This is a genomic window from Pseudomonas putida (genome assembly GCF_002741075.1).
GTDB classification, from domain to species: domain Bacteria; phylum Pseudomonadota; class Gammaproteobacteria; order Pseudomonadales; family Pseudomonadaceae; genus Aquipseudomonas; species Aquipseudomonas putida_T.
Window position 1 is genome coordinate 5700664 of sequence record NZ_CP016634.1, and the last position, 18732, is coordinate 5719395.

Here is an 18732-nt window from a genome sequence, read left to right on the forward strand (position 1 = left end):
CGGGCAGCCCCGGGATACCTCGAACAACCGCGAAGGGGCTACCGCGCAATTCGTGGGGGCTTTGTACTGGCCCTGCGACCAGTATGCAAGCAGTCGGGGCAATCATGCTAAGCTCGCCGCCTCTCTGGCTGTAACAAGCATACCGACGTGCCGTACGAAACCCCGCAAGCAGCCGCTGTCGCGTGGCTGCCGTATTCACAGCTGGCTGCCGGCATCGACCCGTCGATTCTCGACTGGCTCTTCGACGAAGGCTCCCTGACTCGCCGCCTGACCCACCTCTCCCGCGATCACTTCGCCGTCACCCCGCTGTTCGAGGGCTGGCAGCCCCTGCGTGACGACGAGTGCCAAGCCCTGGGCCTGGCGCCTGGGGAAGAAGGCTGGGTGCGCGAAGTCTACCTGCGCGGCCATGGCCAGCCCTGGGTGTTCGCCCGCAGCGTGGCAGGTCGCAGCGCCCTGGAGCGCGGCGGCCTGGACCTCGAGACGTTGGGCAGCCGCTCGCTGGGCGAGCTACTGTTCTGCGATCAGGCTTTCACGCGCCACCCCATCGAAGTCTGTGGTTATCCACAGACCTGGCTGCCGCCCGAAGCGCGCCATGCCGACTTGTGGGGACGGCGTTCGCGCTTTGCCCGTGATGGCCTGGACCTGCTGGTGGCCGAGGTGTTCCTGCCGGCCCTGTGGCAAGCGGCCAAGGAGGAAACCCGCTGATGTACCTGCAACTGCTCAAGTCATTCAACCGCCTGCACCCCCGGGCCTGGGACTTCATCCAGCTCAGCCGCATGGACCGACCGATCGGCATCTACCTGTTGCTGTGGCCCACCCTGTCGGCGGTGTGGATCGCCGGCAACGGCTCACCAACGCTGGCCAACGTGTTGATCTTCGGCCTTGGCGTGGTGCTGATGCGCGCCGCCGGCTGCTGCATCAACGACTTCGCCGACCGCAAGGTCGATGGTCATGTCAAACGCACCGCCGACCGACCGTTGGCCAGCGGCCGGGTGAGGCCTCGCGAAGCCGTGATGCTGTTCGCCATCTTGGTCGGGGTCAGTTTCCTGTTGGTGTTGTGCACCAATGCCCGCACGGTGTGGTTCTCGTTCGGCGCGGTGGCCTTGGCATTCTGTTACCCGTTCATGAAGCGCTACACCTACTACCCCCAGGTCGTGCTGGGCGCGGCCTATTCCTGGGGTATCCCCATGGCGTTCACTGCCGCGGGGGGTGAACTGCCGGCCAGTGCCTGGCTGCTCTACATCGCCAACTTGCTGTGGACCGTGGGCTATGACACCTACTATGCGATGGTGGACCGCGACGACGATCTGAAGATCGGTGTGAAGTCCACGGCGATCCTCTTCGGCGAGGCCGACCGGATCATCATCCTGACCTTGCAGATGCTGTCGCTGGGCTGCCTGTTGCTGGCGGGCAGTCGTTTCGACATGGGCGGGTGGTTCCACTTGGGCCTGCTGGCCGCCGCCGTGTGCTTCGTCTGGGAGTACTGGTCGACGCGCAAGCTGGACCGGGAATCGTGCTTCAAGGCGTTCCTGCACAATCACTGGGCGGGGATGCTGATCTTCATCGGCGTGGTGCTGGACTACGCGTTGCGCTGAGCCCTGCCCCCTGTGGGGGCGGGTTTACCCGCTCCCACAGGTTATCCGGCATCCTTCAATCAGCGGTACGTTTCAGGGCTTGGCGATATGCCAGACGTCCTTCACGCCGTCACCGGTCTTGTCCCCGGCTTTCTTGTCCTTGATAAACGTATACAGCGGCTTGCCGTCATAGGCCCACTGCTTGGTCCCGTCATCACGGGTGACCTGGGTCCACTTGTCCTTGGCGGCCTCGTCCTCGGCCTTGACCATCAGCGGCGGCCAGTTCTTGGCGCATTCGCCGTTGCACATGGACTTGCCGTCGGCGTCCTTGTCGAAGGTGTAGAGGGTCATGCCAGCATGATCGACCCACATGCCGTCCTTTTCCATCGCGTGGTGGGCCGATGCCACCCCCGGTAGCGCCAGCGCAGCGAAAAGGGCCATCCAGCTCAGCGTATGTCGTGTCATTGGAATCACCATGGTTCGGGGGGTGTAGTGGGGTTTACCTACCGCCTTGGCGGCCCGTTAAAGCCTAGTCCAGTCATGGAATGTCGCCAGAATCGCCAATGTCCTGTCACACAGCTGCAATAATTCCGTTATCTAATGCGGGCCAAGACACAGTTCCTGGGAGAGGTTTTAAGCAATGGTTGGCAGAAACATTCTGATCGTCGACGACGAAGCGCCCATTCGCGAGATGATCGCCGTTGCATTGGAAATGGCCGGCTATGACTGTCTGGAGGCCGAAAATTCCCAGCAAGCCCACGCCATCATCGTCGACCGCAAGCCGGACCTGATCCTGCTCGACTGGATGCTGCCTGGCACATCGGGCATCGAGCTGGCCCGTCGCCTGAAGCGCGACGAACTGACCGGCGACATCCCGATCATCATGCTCACCGCCAAGGGTGAAGAAGACAACAAGATCCAAGGCCTGGAAGTCGGCGCCGACGACTACATCACCAAGCCATTCTCGCCTCGCGAGCTGGTGGCGCGCCTGAAGGCCGTGCTGCGCCGCACCGGCCCCAGCGACAGCGAAGCCCCCATCGAGGTGGGCGGCCTGCTGCTCGACCCGATCAGCCACCGCGTGACCATCGACGGCAAGCCTGCCGAGATGGGCCCCACCGAATACCGCCTGCTGCAGTTCTTCATGACTCACCAGGAGCGCGCCTACACCCGAGGCCAATTGCTTGACCAGGTCTGGGGCGGCAATGTCTACGTCGAGGAGCGCACCGTCGACGTGCATATCCGTCGCCTGCGCAAGGCGTTGGGTGAAGCCTACGAAAATCTGGTACAAACCGTCCGAGGCACCGGCTACCGCTTTTCGACCAAAAGCTAGGAGCAGCCGAAAGCCTCCAGCCTCAAGCTGCAAGATGAAGCAGGCAGCGCCAGGCAGAAAAATGGACTTAAAGCACCACAGATCCGCCTCTTCTTGCAGCCTGTAGCTCGCAACTTGCAGCCGGATCCGAAGGATCCCCTCAATTGAACCAGAACTGGCACGCGACCCTGATTCGCCACATGCTGCTGCTGATCACCGTCTGCCTGATCGGCGGCTTGGTCAGCGGCTACTACGGCTGGAGCCTGGCCATCGGCCTTGCGCTCTACCTGGGTTGGACCCTCAAGCAACTGCTGCGCCTACACGACTGGCTGCGCAACCATCAGCCCGACGAAGCCCCGCCCGATGGTTATGGCCTGTGGGGCGAGGTGTTCGACAGCATCTATCACCTGCAACGTCGCGACCAGCGCGTGCGCGGGCGCCTGCAGGCGGTCATCGACCGGGTCCAGGAATCCACTGCGGCCCTGCGCGATGCGGTGATCATGCTCGACAGCGAAGGCAACCTCGAGTGGTGGAACCGCGCCGCCGAAACCCTGCTGGGCTTCAAGACCCCACAGGATGGCGGCCAGCCGGTGACCAACCTGGTACGCCACCCGCGCTTCAAGGAGTACTTCGAGTCGGAGAACTACGTCGAGCCGCTGGAGATCCCCTCCCCGATCAACGACCGGATGCGTGTCCAACTGCACATCACCCGCTATGGCAACAACGAGCACTTGATGTTGGTACGCGACGTCACCCGCATCCATCAGCTCGAGCAGATGCGCAAGGACTTCGTCGCCAACGTCTCCCATGAGCTGCGCACACCCCTGACGGTCATTACCGGATACCTGGAAACCCTGCTGGACAACGTCGAGGACGTGAACCCGCGCTGGGGCCGGGCGCTCCAGCAGATGAGCCAGCAAGGCGCGCGCATGCAGACACTGCTCAACGACCTGCTGCTGCTGGCCAAGCTCGAAGCCACCGACTACCCCTCCGACAACCAGCCCGTGGTCGTCGAGGCCCTGCTGCAATCGATCAAGGGCGACGCCCAGGCGCTGTCCGGCCCACGCAACCAGCGCATCACCCTGGAGGCAGCGCCTGGCGTGCGCCTCAAGGGCAGCGAGTCGGAACTGCGCAGCGCTTTCTCCAACCTGGTGTTCAACGCCGTGAAGTACACCCAGGACGAAGGCAACATCCGCATTCGCTGGTGGGCGGACGAACAAGGCGCCCACCTGTCGGTGCAGGACTCCGGTATCGGCATCGACGCCAAGCACTTGCCACGCCTGACCGAGCGCTTCTACCGGGTCGACTCCAGCCGTGCCTCCAATACCGGCGGTACGGGCCTTGGCCTGGCGATCGTCAAGCATGTGCTGCTGCGCCATCGCGCACGCCTGGAGATCAGCAGCGTGCCGGGCCATGGCAGTACCTTCACCTGCCATTTCGCACCCGCTCAGGTGGTGACGAACAAAGCCTGACAGTGGGTTTGCCTGTGAACACCGGTGCAGCCGGCGCCAAACACCGCGGGGCCTGGTTCGCGGGCAACCCCGCTCCCACAAGGTGCGTGCCAGCGTACACGCGGGGTCGCCCGCGACGGGGTGATACCGCGCCCTTTGCTTTTGCAGCTTCAGCCGCTACATTGGATCCCCTGTGCCAGCCAACGCTGGCACTTTTTTTCTCCCTAATTCAAAGACGGACCCTGTAAAAACTCCATCATGGACCCTTCCCCTGGTTTCAGCTTCATCTCCCTCTTTGCCGACTTCGGCATGATTCTCTTTGCCTTCCTTCTGGTGCTGCTCAACGGCTTCTTCGTCGCCGCCGAGTTCGCCATGGTCAAGTTGCGTGCAACCCGCGTCGAATCGATCGCCGAACTGCACGGCTGGCGCGGCAGCATCCTGCGTAAGGTTCACAACCAGCTGGACGCCTACCTGTCGGCCTGCCAGCTGGGCATCACCCTGGCCTCCCTGGGCTTGGGCTGGGTCGGTGAGCCGGCCTTCGCCCACCTGCTTGAACCGCTGCTGGCTGCTGTGGGGGTCGATTCGCCTGAGCTGGTCAAGGCGATCTCGTTCTTCGTCGCCTTCTTCGTGATCTCCTACCTGCACATCGTGGTCGGCGAGCTGGCGCCCAAGTCCTGGGCGATCCGAAAACCCGAGCTGCTGTCGCTGTGGACGGCGGTGCCGCTGTACCTGTTCTACTGGATGATGTACCCCGCGATCTACCTGCTCAACGCCAGCGCCAACACCATCCTGCGCATCGCCGGCCAGGGCGAGCCCGGGCCGCATCATGAGCATCACTACAGCCGCGAAGAACTCAAGCTGATCCTGCACTCCAGCCGTGGTCAGGACCCGAGCGACCAAGGCATGCGCGTACTGGCCTCGGCCGTGGAGATGGGCGAACTGGAAGTGGTCGACTGGGCCAACTCCCGCGAAGACATGGTCAGCCTCGATGCCAAGGCGCCGCTCAAGGAAATCCTGGCGATGTTCCGTCGCCACAAGTTCAGCCGCTACCCGGTCTACGATGCCGAGCGCGAAGAGTTCATCGGCCTGCTGCACATCAAGGATCTGCTGCTGGAACTGGCCGAGATGGACCACTTCCCTGAGACCCTGGATCTGGACGACCTGGCTCGCCCGCTGGAGCGCGTCTCGCGGCACATGCCACTGTCCCAGTTGCTGGAGCAGTTCCGCAAGGGCGGCGCGCATTTCGTGCTGGTCGAAGAGGCCGACGGCAAGGTGATCGGCTACCTGACCATGGAAGACGTGCTGGAAGTGCTGGTCGGCGACATCCAGGACGAGCACCGCAAGACCGAGCGCGGCATCCTCGCCTACCAGCCGGGCAAGCTGCTGGTACGGGGTGACACGCCGCTGTTCAAGGTCGAGCGGCTGCTGGGGGTGGACCTGGACCACATCGAGGCCGAGACCCTGGCGGGATTGGTCTATGAAACGCTCAAGCGCGTACCTGAGGAAGAGGAAGTGCTGGAAGTCGAAGGCCTGCGCATCATCATCAAGAAGATGAAAGGGCCGAAGATCGTGCTGGCCAAGGTGCTCAAGCTCGTCTGACCAGCCTGGGGGCGCTTTGCGTCCCATTGCAGGTTCCCACCGGGATTGCGTCGTACCCAAGGCTTGCGCGGTCCTGTGGCAGCGGGTTTACCCGCGAAGAATCCAACACGGTCAATGGCACCGGCTTTGCCGGTGTTCGCGGGTGACTCGGAGCGCCGAACCGCCGCACCCACAACGCCCGCGTCGATCCGCAAGGTATCGCTGAACCTTGCGCTTGCTTCGTGAGAGCTGACGAAGCCTGCGACAGCAATATCAAGGGTTCCCCGCCGTGAAGTCAGGCATCCCGCCAATCGGCCGGTCGAACTGGTAGGGAATGGACTCCAACGCCAACCCCACGTTGCGCTGCACCACGAAATGCAAATGCGGCCCGCTGCTGTTGCCGGTATTGCCCGACTTCGCCAACGGCGCCCCCTGCAGCACCCGCTGCCCTTCGCTGACCACCACCGAGCCGCGCATCAGATGCAGGTAGACGCCCATGGTGCCGTCCGGGTGCAGGATCCTGACGAAGTTGCCCGCCGGGTTGTTGCCTCGGCCCGTCTGGTTGTTCTCGATCTTCACCACCACCCCGCCCCGCGCCGCGACAATCGGCGTGCCCTCAGGCATGGCGATGTCCATGGCGTAGCGCCCTTTGGGGCCGAAATGGCTGAAGCGTCCGTTCGGGCCCTGGCTCAGGCGGAACGGCCCTCCTCGCCAGGGGAATGGATATTGGAACGCCTGTGGCCGACGGCCGGGGTCACCCAGGGCATAGCGCAGTTTCGACTCGTACTTCACCTGCTCGCCGGGCAGTGCCGCCAGCACGGTCAGCACCTGGGTCGAACGCGGCGGCACCACACGCCGGACAATCCGTGGCGCGCTACCGCCCTGGACGTTGGCCAAACGCTGCAAGCGCAATTCGACCTCCACCGGCGCGAACAGATCGTTACGTGCGAAGAAACGCGTTCCGCCCGCAAAGTCCACGGTACGCAAGCGCACCTGACGCTCCAGGCGTTCGAACATCGGCTCGCGCAGCACGAACACTTTGGCGCCAGGGCTTGGCTGTTCGGAGTAGGAGACCACACCATAGGCATCGGTGGTCTTGTAGAGGGTCATGCCCACGCTCGACGCCGAGACCGTGAGCAAGGCACAGAACAGCAGCAGACGAGTTGGCATGGCGGTGGCTTTTTGACAGTTATTATGTCTGGAAGCCTAGCAGTCGGATTTCCAAGGGGTATTGCAACTGGTCGGGAAGTGAGCAATTGGCCATCTCTGGCGCCTTGCTTCACCCGCGAACATGGGCAAGGCCCGCATCCTCCATCGAGGTGGCTGCTTCGCGGGTAAACCCGCTCCCAAAGGGATTGCGCAAGTCTTGAGAGCAGTGCAATCCCGGTGGGCTGGCGTAGCCCGCGATGAGCTGCGGATATTCGCGAGGACGCCACGGAGCAAGTCAGTGCCGTCCAGATCGGCGATCTAGGCGCCGGGGGTGAAGTGCTTCTGCGCGGTGCCGCGGGCAATCAGGCGCGACAGGTAGTCGAGTTTCTGTGCGTCTTGGTCGACGAACTTGAACGTCAATTGCAGCCAGTCGCTTTCAGGCTTGGGCTCCAGCGCGGCGATGGCGTGCAGATAGCCATTGAGCCGCGCGACTTCGGCATTCTCGCCCTGCTCAAGGTCCAGCACCGCGCCCTCGAGCACCTGCGGCAGGGTCGCACTGCGACGAACCACCAGCAACGCTTCCTTGAGGCTCAGGGCCTTGATCACGCAGGGTTGGGTACCACTGGACAAGCGCAGTTGCCCCTGGCCACGCCCGCTCTGGGATGCGGCGGCGGCAGTCTTGGGCGTCGGGGCATTGATCAGCGGTTTGCCAGGTGCCGGCGCAGCGGCAGCCACTGGCGCCTTGACTGTCTCGGGTCGACCGCCGGTCAGGGCACTGAGCGAGTCATTGGCGAATGCCGAATTGACCCGCGCGGGCGCGCTGGCCATCAGGCTGTCGAGCTTGCCAAGCTTGGTCAGGGACTTCTTCACCTTGGTCAACAGCTGCTCGTTGGTGAACGGCTTGCCGACGAAGTCCGAGACGCCGGCCTGGATGGCCTGAATCACGTTTTCCTTGTCACCACGGCTGGTCACCATGATGAACTGCAGGTCCTTGTACTCCGGCTGCTGCCGGCACCAGGTGAGCAGTTCCAGGCCGGACATCTCTGGCATTTCCCAATCGCACAGGACCAGGTCGAACCGCTCCTTGCCCAGCATGGCCATGGCCTTACGGCCGTTGACCGCGTCTTCGATGACCATGCCTGGGAAGGCATTGCGCAGACACTTCCTCACCAGGTCACGAATGAATGGCGCATCATCCACGACCAGCACATTGACCTTACTCATCGATACTCCTCTTGAACCCCGACTAGCATACCGCCGACTGATGGCCATTTGCCAAACCACTGGTCACGCCGGGACTTCTCTGATCATTCGCGGGTGCCTGCTGGCTGCTCGACCGCAAACGAAAACGCCCGGCCGGAGCCGGGCGTCGATGCTCGGAGCAATCTTATTTATCGTCCGATTCGGCCGGAACATTAGCGATTTCGGCATCGTCACCCGTTTCGCCGAGCACTTCGGCCTTCATGCGCTTGAGGCCCATGTGGCGTACGTCGGTACCGCGCACCAGGTAGATCACCAGTTCCGAGATGTTGCGCGCATGATCACCGATACGCTCCAGCGAACGCAGGGCCCAGATCACACTCAGCACCCGGGAGATCGAACGCGGATCTTCCATCATGTAGGTGACCAGCTCGCGCAGGGCCGTCTTGTACTCGCGGTCGATGGTCTTGTCGTACTGGGCCACCGATAGCGCCAGATCGGCATCGAAGCGGGCAAAGGCATCCAGGGCGTCGCGCACCATGTTGCGGACCTGATCGCCAATGTGGCGCACCTCGACGTAGCCGCGTGGCGACTCGCCTTCCTCGCACAGTTGGATGGCGCGGCGGGCGATCTTGGTCGATTCGTCACCGATACGCTCCAGGTCGATCACCGACTTGGAGATGCTGATGATCAGACGCAGGTCGGAGGCCGCCGGCTGACGACGGGCGAGGATGCGCACGCACTCCTCGTCGATGTTGCGCTCCATCTGGTTGATCTGCTCGTCGACTTCACGCACTTGCTGGGCCAGACCCGAGTCGGCCTCGATCAGCGCAGTGACGGCGTCGTTGACCTGCTTCTCGACCAGGCCGCCCATCGCCAGGAGGTGGCTGCGGACCTCCTCGAGCTCGGCGTTGAACTGCTGGGAGATGTGATGGGTAAGACTTTCTTTGTTGATCATCGTTTCGCTCCGCGAAGAAGCTGCAAGCTTCAAGTAGTTCGTGTCGTTCCCTGGCTTTCCGGCCTCGCCTGTACCTGTGGGAGCGGGTTTACCCGCGAAACAGGCACTACGCTGCATGGCGCCGGCTTCGCCGGTATTCGCGGGTAAACCCGCTCCCACAGCGGCCCCAATGCTCCTCAAGAGCAAGGATTAGCCGTAACGACCGGTGATGTAGTCTTCGGTCTGCTTCTTCGCCGGGTTGGTGAACAAGGTGTCGGTATCACCGAATTCGATCAGTTTGCCCATGTACATGAAGGCGGTGTAGTCCGAGACGCGCGCCGCCTGTTGCATGTTGTGGGTCACGATGACGATGGTGTACTTGGATTTCAATTCGTAGATCAGCTCTTCGACCTTCAACGTCGAAATCGGGTCCAGAGCCGAGCAGGGTTCATCGAGCAACAGTACTTCCGGCTCCACGGCGATGGTACGGGCGATGACCAGACGCTGCTGCTGACCACCGGACAGGCCCAGGGCCGAGTCGTGCAGGCGGTCCTTGACTTCATCCCACAGGGCCGCGCCCTTGAGGGCCCATTCGACGGCTTCGTCGAGCACGCGCTTTTTGTTGATGCCCTGGATGCGCAGGCCATAGACCACGTTTTCATAGATGGTCTTGGGGAACGGGTTGGGCTTCTGGAACACCATGCCGACGCGGCGGCGCAGCTCGGCCACGTCCTCACCCTTGCGGTAGATATTGTTGCCATACAGGTTGATCGCACCCTCGACACGGCAACCGTCGACCAAGTCGTTCATGCGGTTGAAGGTGCGCAGCAGGGTTGACTTGCCGCAGCCGGACGGGCCGATGAAAGCGGTCACGCGCTGCTTGGGGATGTTCATCTTCACGTCGTACAGCGCTTGCTTGTCACCGTAGAACAGGGACAGCCCGGGGACTTCGATGGCCACGGTTTCTTCGGCCAGGCGCAGGCTCTGCTTGTCGCGGCCAAGGGCAGACATGTCGATGCCGTGGGCATGAGTTTCGTGTTGCATGTTCTCACTCCATTTGAAGCTGCGAGCTTCAAGCTGCTAGCTGCAATTTTGGGCAAAGCGGCAATCTGCTTGGAGCTTGCCGCTTATGGCTTAATGCTTAATTAGCTGTCGAGGGCCTTGTACTTCTCGCGCAGGTGGTTACGGATCCACACCGCCGAGAGGTTGAGGGTCGCGATCACCAGCACCAGCAGCAGCGCGGTGGCGTACACCAGCGGCCGCGCGGCCTCCACGTTAGGGCTCTGGAAGCCGACGTCGTAGATGTGGAAGCCCAGATGCATGATCTTCTGGTCCAGGTGCAGATACGGGTAGTTACCGTCCACCGGCAGCGACGGCGCCAGCTTCACCACACCGACCAGCATCAGCGGCGCCACTTCGCCCGCGGCGCGGGCCACGGCGAGGATCATGCCAGTCATCATGGCCGGGCTGGCCATTGGCAGAACGATCTTCCACAAGGTCTCGGCCTTGGTCGCGCCAAGGGCCAAGGAGCCCTCGCGCACAGTGCGCGGGATACGCGCCAGGCCCTCTTCGGTGGCCACGATCACCACCGGCACCGCCAACAGCGCCAGGGTCAGCGAAGCCCACAACAGACCCGGGGTACCGAGGGTCGGCGCCGGCAGGGCCTCAGGGAAGAACAAGCGGTCGATCGAGCCACCCAGCACATAGACGAAGAAGCCCAGGCCGAACACGCCGTAGACGATCGCCGGAACGCCCGCCAGGTTGTTCACCGCGATGCGGATCAGGCGAGTCACCGGGCCCTGCTTGGCGTATTCACGCAGGTAGACCGCCGCCAGTACGCCGAACGGGGTGACGATCACGGCCATGATCAGGGTCATCATCACGGTACCGAAGATGGCCGGGAAGATACCGCCTTCGGTGTTGGCTTCACGCGGGTCGTCGCTCAGGAACTCCCACACTTTGCTGAAGTACACACCCAGCTTGGTCACAATCGACATGCCGTTGGGCTGGTAGGCGTGGACCACCTTGCTCAGGTTGATCTCCACTTCGCGGCCATTACCATCGCGGGCCACCAGGCTGTCGCGGGCGAATGCCTGATGCAGGCCAGTCAGGCGCTCTTCGATGGCCTTGTAGCGAGCGTTGAGCTCGGCGCGCTCGGCGTCCATGTCCGCCTGGGCGGCGGCATCGAGCTTGCCGTCGAGCTCCAGCTTGCGAGCGTGCAGGCGCAGACGCTCCAGGCCATGGTTGATGGCACCGATGTCTTTCTTTTCCAGTGATTGCAGCTCACGGGCCAACTGGTCGGCGCGCTTGAGGCGGGCCTGCAGTTCGGCCCAGGCGGCTGGACCTTCGGCGACCACACGGCCCTCTTCCTTGACGCTCGCCAGATAGCCGTAGAAGTTGCCCCATTCGCGGCGCTCCAAGGCAATGAGGTCGGCCGGTTTCTGCTGGTCGACCAGCCATTCGCCGACCACCCAGGTGAAATCGCTGCCATTGAGGTCGCGGTTACCCACCTTGACCAGCTCGCGGGTCATGAACTCCGGGCCTTCGTCGGGCACTGGCAGGCCGGCGCCCTTGAGGCGGGCGCGTGGCACTTCTTCCTTCTGCACCACCTCACCGATGATCACATGATCACCCTGGCCAGGCACCTTGTAGGTGGCCTGGATCAGGTCGGCCGGCCAGAAGTGGCCCAAGCCGCGGACGGCGATCACGGCGAGCAGGCCGACGGTCATGATCACCGCCATGGCGACCGCGCCACCGCTGATCCAGACGCCAGGGGCGCCGCTCTTGAACCAGCCTTTGAGGGAATCCTTTTTCACGGATCTCTACCTTTCTATCAAAGCGACGAGTATTTCTTGCGCAGACGCTGGCGAATCAGCTCGGCCAAGGTGTTCATGATGAAGGTGAACATCAGCAGCACGAGGGCGGCGAGGAACAGCACACGGTAATGGCTGCCACCGACTTCGGATTCGGGCATTTCCACCGCCACGTTGGCGGCCAGGGTGCGCATGCCTTCGAACAGGTTCAGCTCCATGACCGGGGTGTTGCCGGTGGCCATGAGCACGATCATGGTCTCGCCCACCGCACGGCCCATGCCGATCATCAGCGCCGAGAAGATGCCGGGGCTTGCGGTGAGGATGACCACGCGGGTCAGGGTCTGCCAGGGCGTCGCACCCAGGGCCAGCGAGCCCAGGGTCAGGCTGCGCGGCACGCTGAACACGGCGTCTTCGGCGATGGAGTAGATGTTCGGGATGACGGCGAAGCCCATGGCGATGCCGACCACCAGGGCGTTGCGCTGGTCGTAGGTGATCCCCAGGTCGTTGGTGATCCACAGGCGCATGTCGCCGCCGAAGAACCAGTTCTCCATGAACGGGCTCATGAACAAGGCGAACCAACCGATCACCAGAATTACCGGAATCAGGATCGCCGCTTCCCAGCCATCTGGAATACGCAGGCGGATCGACTCCGGCAGGCGGCTCCAGGCAAAGCCTGCGGCGAGAATGCCGATCGGCAGGATCAGCAGCAGGCTGAACACACCTGGCAGGTGACCTTCCAGGTAAGGCGCCAGGAACAGGCCAGCGAAGAAGCCGAGGATCACCGTCGGCATCGCCTCCATCAGTTCGATGACCGGCTTGACCTTGCGGCGCATGCCCGGGGCCATGAAGTAGGCCGTGTAGATCGCGGCGGCGATGGCCAGGGGGGCAGCGAGGATCATCGCGTAGAAGGCGGCCTTCAGGGTGCCGAAGGTCAGCGGCGACAGACTCAGCTTGGGCTCGAAGTCAGTGTTGGAGGCCGTGGACTGCCAGACGTACTTCGGCTCATCGTAGTTTTCATACCAGACCTTGCCCCACAGCGCGCTGAAGGATACCTCCGGGTGCGGGTTCTTCAGGCTCAGAGGCAACAGCTTGCCGCCTTGCTCGATGATGATGCGGTTGGCACGTGGCGACAGGGCCAGCACACCGGCGCCTTCTGCGACCGGCTCGACCAGCAGGGTGCGGTGGGCAGTGCTGTGGAACACGCCCAGCTTGCCTTCGCTGTCCAGGGCGATGAAGCCCTTGCGGCGCTCCTCGGCATCGATCTGCACGACCGGCGCCTTGCCCAGCTGGAAGCTGCGGATCAGCTTGAAACGCGATTCGCCGTCCGGATCACGGGCCATGAACCACTGGCTCAGGCCACCTTTGGAGTCACCGAAGATCAGCGAGATACCGCCGACCAGCTGGGCGCTGGCGGTGATTTCGGTGTCGCCATCTTCAGACAGCTTGTAACGCCCGTTCAGGCTCTTGTCACGCAGGCTGAACACGTCGGCGATGGCACGACCGTTGACCACGTACAACCACTGCTGGCGCGGGTCGACGAAGATGGCCTTCACCGGCTCGGTCATCTGCGGCAGCTCGATGCGGTTCTGCTCGGTGGTGACTTCGCCGGTCATCATGTTTTCCTGGCGGGTCAGCTCGGTCACGTGCAGTTGCGAACCGGTGGAGCCGGCCAGCAGCAAGGTGTCGCCGTTGACGTTGACACTCACGTGCTCCAGCGCACGGCCTTGTGGGTCCAAGGCGAAGGGTGCCTGGCCATAGGGGTAGTCGATACCCGCATCGATGGTCTTCTTGTTGTCCGGATAGGTGATCTTGTAGGTGTGATGGAACACCAGCGCCTGGCCGTTGGACAGGCCCAGCACCACCAGCGGGCTGCCCGGCTGGTCGGTGCTGATCGAGGTCACTTGGGTGCCTGCTGGCAGCGGCAGGTCGACGTGCTCGACTTCGTTGCCGGTCTTGGCATCGAAGAACAGCACCTGGCCTTTGTCGGAAACACGCATACCCACAAGGTTCTGCTCCTCGAGGGCGATCAGCAGCGGCTTGCCGGCATCCTGTTGCAGCCAGGTTGGCTCCAGCGCCTTCTTGCTGGTCAGCTCCGCGCCCTGGAACAGCGGCAGGACCACATAGGCCAGGTAGAAGAAGATGAGGGTGATGGCTGCCAGCACGGCAAGCCCGCCCACCAGGACATACCAGCGGGTCAGGCGATCCTTCAGCGCACGCAGACGACGCTTGCGTTGCAGCTCGGGCGTATTGAAGTCAATCCGCACGGGGGGAGAATTTTGGGTCATTGTGGAGTTGGCCAGATCATTCATGCGCACACCCTAGCGGTCCCGTATGACAAAAACATGACAATGCAGTGACGCAAAAAAGCCCGCCGCTCAGGAGCCCTGGCTTCGGACGAGGAATTCGTGGAGGAGGCCGGGCACTTGGCACCGGCCTCTTCCTCAGTTACTTACTTCTTTGCAACGTTACCGGCGTGGGACAGACCCAGGTCAGCCAAGGTCTTGTCGACCACTTTGGCCGGCAGCGGGATGTAGCCGTCCTTCACCACGACCTGCTGGCCAGCCTGGGACAGGACCAGCTTCACGAACTCGGCTTCCAGCGGGGCCAGAGGCTTGTTCGGAGCCTTGTTGACATAGACGTACAGGAAGCGCGACAGCGGGTAGGTGCCGTTCAGTGCGTTGGCTTCGTTGTCCTCGACGAAGGCGCCGCCTTCCTTCTTGGCCAGCGGCACGGTCTTGACGCTGGCGGTCTTGTAGCCGATGCCCGAGTAACCGATGCCGTTCAGCGAGCTGCTGATCGACTGCACGACCGAAGCCGAGCCAGGTTGTTCGTTGACGTTAGGCTTGAAGTCGCCCTTGCACAGGGCCTCTTCCTTGAAGTAGCCGTAAGTGCCGGATACCGAGTTGCGACCGAACAGCTGAATTGGCTTGTTGGCCAGATCGCCGGTCACGCCCACGTCGGCCCAGGTCTTGACGTCGGCTTTGCCGCCGCACAGACGGGTGGAGGAGAAGATGGCGTCGACCTGAGCCATGGTCAGGCCCTTGATCGGGTTGTCCTTGTGGACGAAGACAGCCAGGGCGTCCACGGCGACCGGGATGGCGGTCGGCTTGTAGCCGTACTTCTGCTCGAAGGCCTGCAGCTCGACGTCCTTCATCTTGCGGCTCATCGGGCCGAGGTTGGCGGTGCCTTCGGTCAGCGCGGGTGGCGCGGTGGAGGAGCCGGCAGCCTGGATCTGGATGTTTACGTTCGGGTATTCCTTCTTGTAGGCCTCGGCCCACAGAGTCATCAGGTTCGCCAGGGTATCGGAACCGACGCTGGAGAGGTTGCCCGATACGCCAGTGGTCTTGGTGTAGGTCGGGATTGCAGGATCGACGGCGGCAACCGCATTGGCGGTAGCTACGCCAGCGGCGGCGAACGTGAGGGCCGCCATCAAACGCTTCAGTTTCATGCCTAACTCCTAGCAGGAATATTTGGGGTGTGAGATGGATCGGGCCCAAGTATCTGCAGGCCGCATGAACACTCTATGACTTGAATATGACAATTGGATGAAAGGCCATCACGGTCGCCCGGGATGGCCTTTACAGGATGTTGCGGCATGAGAAGAAGGGGCCAGGGGCAAACCCGCTCGCGCTTTCCGCGCCCCCCCGTGGGAGTGGGTTCACCCGCGAACAGAACCGCCGCCAATCAGCGCTTGTTCGCCAGCAGGTACACACCCACCATCAGACCAACGGCACACAGGCAGGCCACGTAATAGGCCGGCGCCATGGGGCTGAACTTGAGCAGCGCGGTAACCACCATCGGCGTCAGCCCGCCGAAGATGGCATACGCCAGGTTGTAGGAGAACGACAAGCCACTGAAGCGGACCACCGGCGGGAACGCCTTGACCATCACATAGGGCACCGCGCCGACGATGCCGACGAACAGACCCGTCAGCGCATACAGCGGGAACAGCAGGTCCGGCCGTGTCGGCAGGCTGTGGTAGAAAGCCCAGGACGATGCCAGCAGCGCCAGGCTGCCGACGATGAACACACGCCCGGCGCCGAAGCGATCGGCCAGGCTGCCAGCCCCCACGCAGCCAAAGCTGAGCAGGACGATGGCCAGGCTGTTGGCCTTCAGCGAGTCGGTGGGGCTGACGTGATAGAGGCTTTGCAGCAGCGCAGGGGTCATGAGGATCACCACCACGATGCCCGCCGACAACAGCCAGGTCAGCAGCATCGAGAGAATGATCGCACCACGATGATCCCGCAGTACCGCACGCAGCGGCAGTTCTTCGGCCAGGGCCTTGCGCTGCTGCATCTCGGCGAACACCGGCGTCTCGTGTAGCCAGCGGCGAAGGTACACCGCGAACAGGCCGAACACGCCCCCGAGCAGGAATGGGATACGCCAGGCATAGTCCGCCACTTCGTCGGCGCTGTAGAGGGTATTGATCAAGGTCGCCACCAGCGAGCCGAGCAGGATGCCCGACGTCAGGCCAGCGGTGAGGGTGCCGCAGGCATAGCCGGTGTTGCGCGCCGGCACGTGCTCGGAGACGAATACCCAGGCCCCTGGCACTTCTCCACCGATGGCCGCACCTTGCACGACTCGCATCAGGAGCAAAAGCACCGGCGCCCACAGGCCGATCTGCGCATAGGTCGGCAGCAGGCCCATGACCAGGGTCGGCAGGGCCATCATGAAGATGCTCAGGGTGAACATCTTCTTGCGCCCGAGCAGGTCGCCGAAGTGGGCCATGATGATGCCGCCCAGCGGCCGAGCCAGATAGCCGGCGGCGAAGATGCCGAAGGTCTGCATCAGGCGCAGCCATTCGGGCATGTCGGCGGGGAAGAACAACTTGCCGACTACCGTGGCAAAGAACACGAAGATGATGAAGTCGTAGAATTCCAGTGCTCCGCCGAGGGCGGACAGTGAAAGGGTCTTGTAGTCACTGCGGGTCAGCGGCCGCGGTGGCTGCTCGATACTGCTCTGCACGGAAGTCATGGGATGTTCTCTTATTGGACTTGCAGGCCGTTGGTCATGCGGCTTCTGGCTCAGTAGCCAGCGAAGATAACAAATTGGCGCGTGCGCCTCATAGCGGTACAAAATCCATACAGATATTCACGAATGCGCGGTCGTCGCTGGCTGTGCAGGTCTATATACTGGCCGTTCGTAAGAAAAGGTTGAGCAACACGTGGGATGCTGTGCGAAAACGTCGGTCAATGTTGCAGGCGGTTTCGCAGAGTCTCCCTTGGCCGCCTACCAAAGCGAAATCAGCGTAATATGTTTCAAGCTGAATCGTTTTCCCGGCGTCCGTCATCTGCGCCAACCAACGAAGCGTCACGGGTCCGAGGCCCCACCGCATGATTGAGCTCGAACAAGAAGATCCTATCCCACAGGGCGACCTTGCCCTTCAGATCACAGCCCTGCCCCGTGAAACCAACGGTTTCGGCGATATTTTCGGCGGTTGGCTGGTCGCCCAGATGGACCTGGCCGGCACCGCCATGGCCAGCCGCGTCGCCGGCGGTCGGGTTGCCACCGTCGCGATCGACCGTATGGCCTTCCTGGTGCCGGTGGCCGTGGGCGCACAGCTTTCTTTCTATACCCAGACCCTCGAGATCGGCCGCAGCTCCATCCAGATGATGGTGGAAGTGTGGAGCGACGACCCGTTGTCCAGCGAATGGCGCAAAGTCACCGAAGCCGTGTTCGTCTTCGTCGCCATCGACGGCAGTGGCCGTACCCGCTCCGTCCCTCGTCGCTGAGCCAGGGGCGCGGTAAACTCGTTGCAAGGCATGAGGTCCAAGGCCTGATATGCACCACGACGAGACAAGCGCATGGCTACCTTCCAGGTCGAAACGGAACAACACGGCGAACTCAACTGCTGGCGTATCACCAGCAATCACGCCGAACTGCTGATCGCCCAACAGGGCGCACAGGTCCTGAGCTACCAGCGGCTGGGTGAACCACCCCTGCTGTGGCTGAGCGACCAGGCCATCTTCCGCCAGGGCAAGTCCGTGCGCGCCGGAGTACCGGTGTGCTGGCCCTGGTTCGGTAACTTGCAGCGCAACCCTCAGGCCGTGCAGGCCATGTACCACGACGAACAGGCACCGGCCCATGGCTTGGCGCGCACCCGTGATTGGCAACTGCTGGGTATCGAAGAGGCCGCAGAAGGCCTGCGCATCGAGTTCAGCCTGCCGCAGGCCCTGGGCGATCTGCCCGGCTGGCCCCATGAGGTCGAGCTCAAGCTGCTGATCGAAATGGGCACACAACTGAAGATGACCTTGAGCAGCCTCAACCAAGGCAATGACAGCGTCACCATCAGCCAGGCCCTGCACAGTTACTTCGCGGTCAGCGATGTGCGACAGGCACGGGTCGAGGGTGTGGATAACCTTGGCTACATCGAGACCCTCGCCGACTGGGAACTGCGCCAGCAGCATGGCGCCCTCGGCTTTGCCGGTGAGACCGACCGGATCTACCTACAGACGCCCGATCTGCTCAAGATCGTCGACCCGCAATGGAACCGGCGCATCACGCTGCACAGCACAGGCTCACGATCGGCGGTGATCTGGAACCCCTGGACCGAACGTGCCCGGGAGCTGACAGACATGGCGGACGACGGCTGGCAGCGAATGCTGTGCATCGAGACGGCGAATGTGTGGGACGACGTGGTGACCCTGGCGCCGGGGGCGAGTCATTCGCTGAGCGTTACCATCGCCAGTGAAGCACTCTGATCCTTTCGCGGATAAACCCG

At 62.7% G+C, this 18732-nt stretch carries 16 protein-coding genes; 7 read left to right on the forward strand and 9 right to left on the reverse strand.

Annotated elements, in window-relative coordinates:
* The first annotated feature begins 147 nt into the window (after positions 1 to 147).
* Entirely contained in the window at positions 148 to 705 is a 558-nt protein-coding gene (locus IEC33019_RS26785; RefSeq protein ID WP_070093395.1) for a chorismate--pyruvate lyase family protein, read from the forward strand.
* Entirely contained in the window at positions 705 to 1595 is an 891-nt protein-coding gene (ubiA, locus tag IEC33019_RS26790; RefSeq protein WP_070093396.1) for a 4-hydroxybenzoate octaprenyltransferase, read from the forward strand. Before IEC33019_RS26785 ends, ubiA begins: the two co-directional genes overlap by 1 nt.
* Positions 1596 to 1667: 72 nt before the next feature.
* Here the strand turns inward: ubiA and IEC33019_RS26795 are convergent, their stop codons facing one another.
* Entirely contained in the window at positions 1668 to 2039 is a 372-nt protein-coding gene (locus tag IEC33019_RS26795) for a COG4315 family predicted lipoprotein (protein ID WP_070093397.1), read from the reverse strand.
* A 175-nt stretch (positions 2040 to 2214) separates the two neighbouring features.
* On the opposite strand from IEC33019_RS26795, the gene phoB reads away from it, so the two are divergent.
* The 3 genes from phoB to IEC33019_RS26810 all read left to right on the forward strand — a co-directional run bounded on the left by phoB (position 2215) and on the right by IEC33019_RS26810 (position 5933).
* Positions 2215 to 2904: a phosphate regulon transcriptional regulator PhoB gene (gene phoB / locus IEC33019_RS26800; protein ID WP_003253341.1), complete on the forward strand. Its 690-nt coding sequence runs from the start codon at positions 2215 to 2217 to the stop codon at positions 2902 to 2904.
* A gap of 179 nt (positions 2905 to 3083) precedes the next feature.
* Complete coding sequence (gene phoR / locus IEC33019_RS26805; protein ID WP_244509783.1) at positions 3084 to 4355, forward strand: phosphate regulon sensor histidine kinase PhoR; 1272 nt, start codon at positions 3084 to 3086, stop codon at positions 4353 to 4355.
* A 237-nt stretch (positions 4356 to 4592) separates the two neighbouring features.
* Positions 4593 to 5933, forward strand: a complete 1341-nt coding sequence (locus IEC33019_RS26810; RefSeq protein WP_070093399.1) for a hemolysin family protein — start codon at positions 4593 to 4595, stop codon at positions 5931 to 5933.
* A gap of 252 nt (positions 5934 to 6185) precedes the next feature.
* Here the strand turns inward: IEC33019_RS26810 and IEC33019_RS26815 are convergent, their stop codons facing one another.
* The 8 genes from IEC33019_RS26815 to IEC33019_RS26855 form a co-directional block, all read right to left on the reverse strand.
* Positions 6186 to 7082, reverse strand: coding sequence for a peptidoglycan DD-metalloendopeptidase family protein (locus IEC33019_RS26815; RefSeq protein WP_070093400.1), 897 nt, complete (start codon positions 7080 to 7082; stop codon positions 6186 to 6188).
* Positions 7083 to 7379: 297 nt separating this feature from the next.
* Entirely contained in the window at positions 7380 to 8285 is a 906-nt protein-coding gene (locus tag IEC33019_RS26825) for a response regulator (RefSeq protein ID WP_070093401.1), read from the reverse strand.
* 163 nt (positions 8286 to 8448) lie between these two features.
* On the reverse strand, positions 8449 to 9219 hold the full coding sequence (gene phoU / locus IEC33019_RS26830) for a phosphate signaling complex protein PhoU (RefSeq protein ID WP_070093402.1): 771 nt from the start codon (positions 9217 to 9219) through the stop codon (positions 8449 to 8451).
* A gap of 189 nt (positions 9220 to 9408) precedes the next feature.
* The gene (gene pstB / locus IEC33019_RS26835; protein ID WP_070093403.1) at positions 9409 to 10242 is read right to left on the reverse strand and encodes a phosphate ABC transporter ATP-binding protein PstB; all 834 of its coding nucleotides are present in this window, start codon (positions 10240 to 10242) and stop codon (positions 9409 to 9411) included.
* Positions 10243 to 10343: 101 nt separating this feature from the next.
* Entirely contained in the window at positions 10344 to 12014 is a 1671-nt protein-coding gene (pstA, locus tag IEC33019_RS26840; protein WP_070093404.1) for a phosphate ABC transporter permease PstA, read from the reverse strand.
* A 17-nt stretch (positions 12015 to 12031) separates the two neighbouring features.
* A complete protein-coding gene (locus IEC33019_RS26845; RefSeq protein WP_070093405.1) occupies positions 12032 to 14320 on the reverse strand; it encodes an ABC transporter permease subunit in 2289 nt (762 codons plus the stop codon).
* Positions 14321 to 14460: 140 nt separating this feature from the next.
* Positions 14461 to 15459 carry a phosphate ABC transporter substrate-binding protein PstS gene (locus IEC33019_RS26850; RefSeq protein ID WP_070093406.1) on the reverse strand — a complete coding sequence of 333 codons (999 nt, stop codon included), beginning with the start codon at positions 15457 to 15459 and terminating at the stop codon, positions 14461 to 14463.
* Positions 15460 to 15695: 236 nt separating this feature from the next.
* A complete protein-coding gene (locus tag IEC33019_RS26855) occupies positions 15696 to 16985 on the reverse strand; it encodes an MFS transporter (RefSeq protein WP_070093407.1) in 1290 nt (429 codons plus the stop codon).
* A gap of 359 nt (positions 16986 to 17344) precedes the next feature.
* Between IEC33019_RS26855 and IEC33019_RS26860 the strand changes: the two genes are divergently transcribed.
* Both IEC33019_RS26860 and IEC33019_RS26865 read left to right on the forward strand, forming a co-directional pair.
* The gene (locus IEC33019_RS26860; protein WP_003253317.1) at positions 17345 to 17743 is read left to right on the forward strand and encodes an acyl-CoA thioesterase; all 399 of its coding nucleotides are present in this window, start codon (positions 17345 to 17347) and stop codon (positions 17741 to 17743) included.
* Between the two features lie 72 nt (positions 17744 to 17815).
* Entirely contained in the window at positions 17816 to 18712 is an 897-nt protein-coding gene (locus tag IEC33019_RS26865; RefSeq protein WP_070093408.1) for a D-hexose-6-phosphate mutarotase, read from the forward strand.
* Positions 18713 to 18732: the final 20 nt, after the last annotated feature.

Coding starts and splice junctions, on each gene's coding strand:
- ubiA (WP_070093396.1), top strand. CDS start 705: ATGTACCTGCAACTGCTCAAGTCATTCAACCGCCTGCACCCCCGGGCC.
- IEC33019_RS26795 (WP_070093397.1), bottom strand. CDS start 2,039: ATGACACGACATACGCTGAGCTGGATGGCCCTTTTCGCTGCGCTGGCG.
- phoB (WP_003253341.1), top strand. CDS start 2,215: ATGGTTGGCAGAAACATTCTGATCGTCGACGACGAAGCGCCCATTCGC.
- phoR (WP_244509783.1), top strand. CDS start 3,084: ATGCTGCTGCTGATCACCGTCTGCCTGATCGGCGGCTTGGTCAGCGGC.
- IEC33019_RS26810 (WP_070093399.1), top strand. CDS start 4,593: ATGGACCCTTCCCCTGGTTTCAGCTTCATCTCCCTCTTTGCCGACTTC.
- IEC33019_RS26815 (WP_070093400.1), bottom strand. CDS start 7,082: ATGCCAACTCGTCTGCTGCTGTTCTGTGCCTTGCTCACGGTCTCGGCG.
- IEC33019_RS26825 (WP_070093401.1), bottom strand. CDS start 8,285: ATGAGTAAGGTCAATGTGCTGGTCGTGGATGATGCGCCATTCATTCGT.
- phoU (WP_070093402.1), bottom strand. CDS start 9,219: ATGATCAACAAAGAAAGTCTTACCCATCACATCTCCCAGCAGTTCAAC.
- pstB (WP_070093403.1), bottom strand. CDS start 10,242: ATGCAACACGAAACTCATGCCCACGGCATCGACATGTCTGCCCTTGGC.
- IEC33019_RS26845 (WP_070093405.1), bottom strand. CDS start 14,320: ATGAATGATCTGGCCAACTCCACAATGACCCAAAATTCTCCCCCCGTG.
- IEC33019_RS26850 (WP_070093406.1), bottom strand. CDS start 15,459: ATGAAACTGAAGCGTTTGATGGCGGCCCTCACGTTCGCCGCCGCTGGC.
- IEC33019_RS26855 (WP_070093407.1), bottom strand. CDS start 16,985: ATGACTTCCGTGCAGAGCAGTATCGAGCAGCCACCGCGGCCGCTGACC.
- IEC33019_RS26860 (WP_003253317.1), top strand. CDS start 17,345: ATGATTGAGCTCGAACAAGAAGATCCTATCCCACAGGGCGACCTTGCC.
- IEC33019_RS26865 (WP_070093408.1), top strand. CDS start 17,816: ATGGCTACCTTCCAGGTCGAAACGGAACAACACGGCGAACTCAACTGC.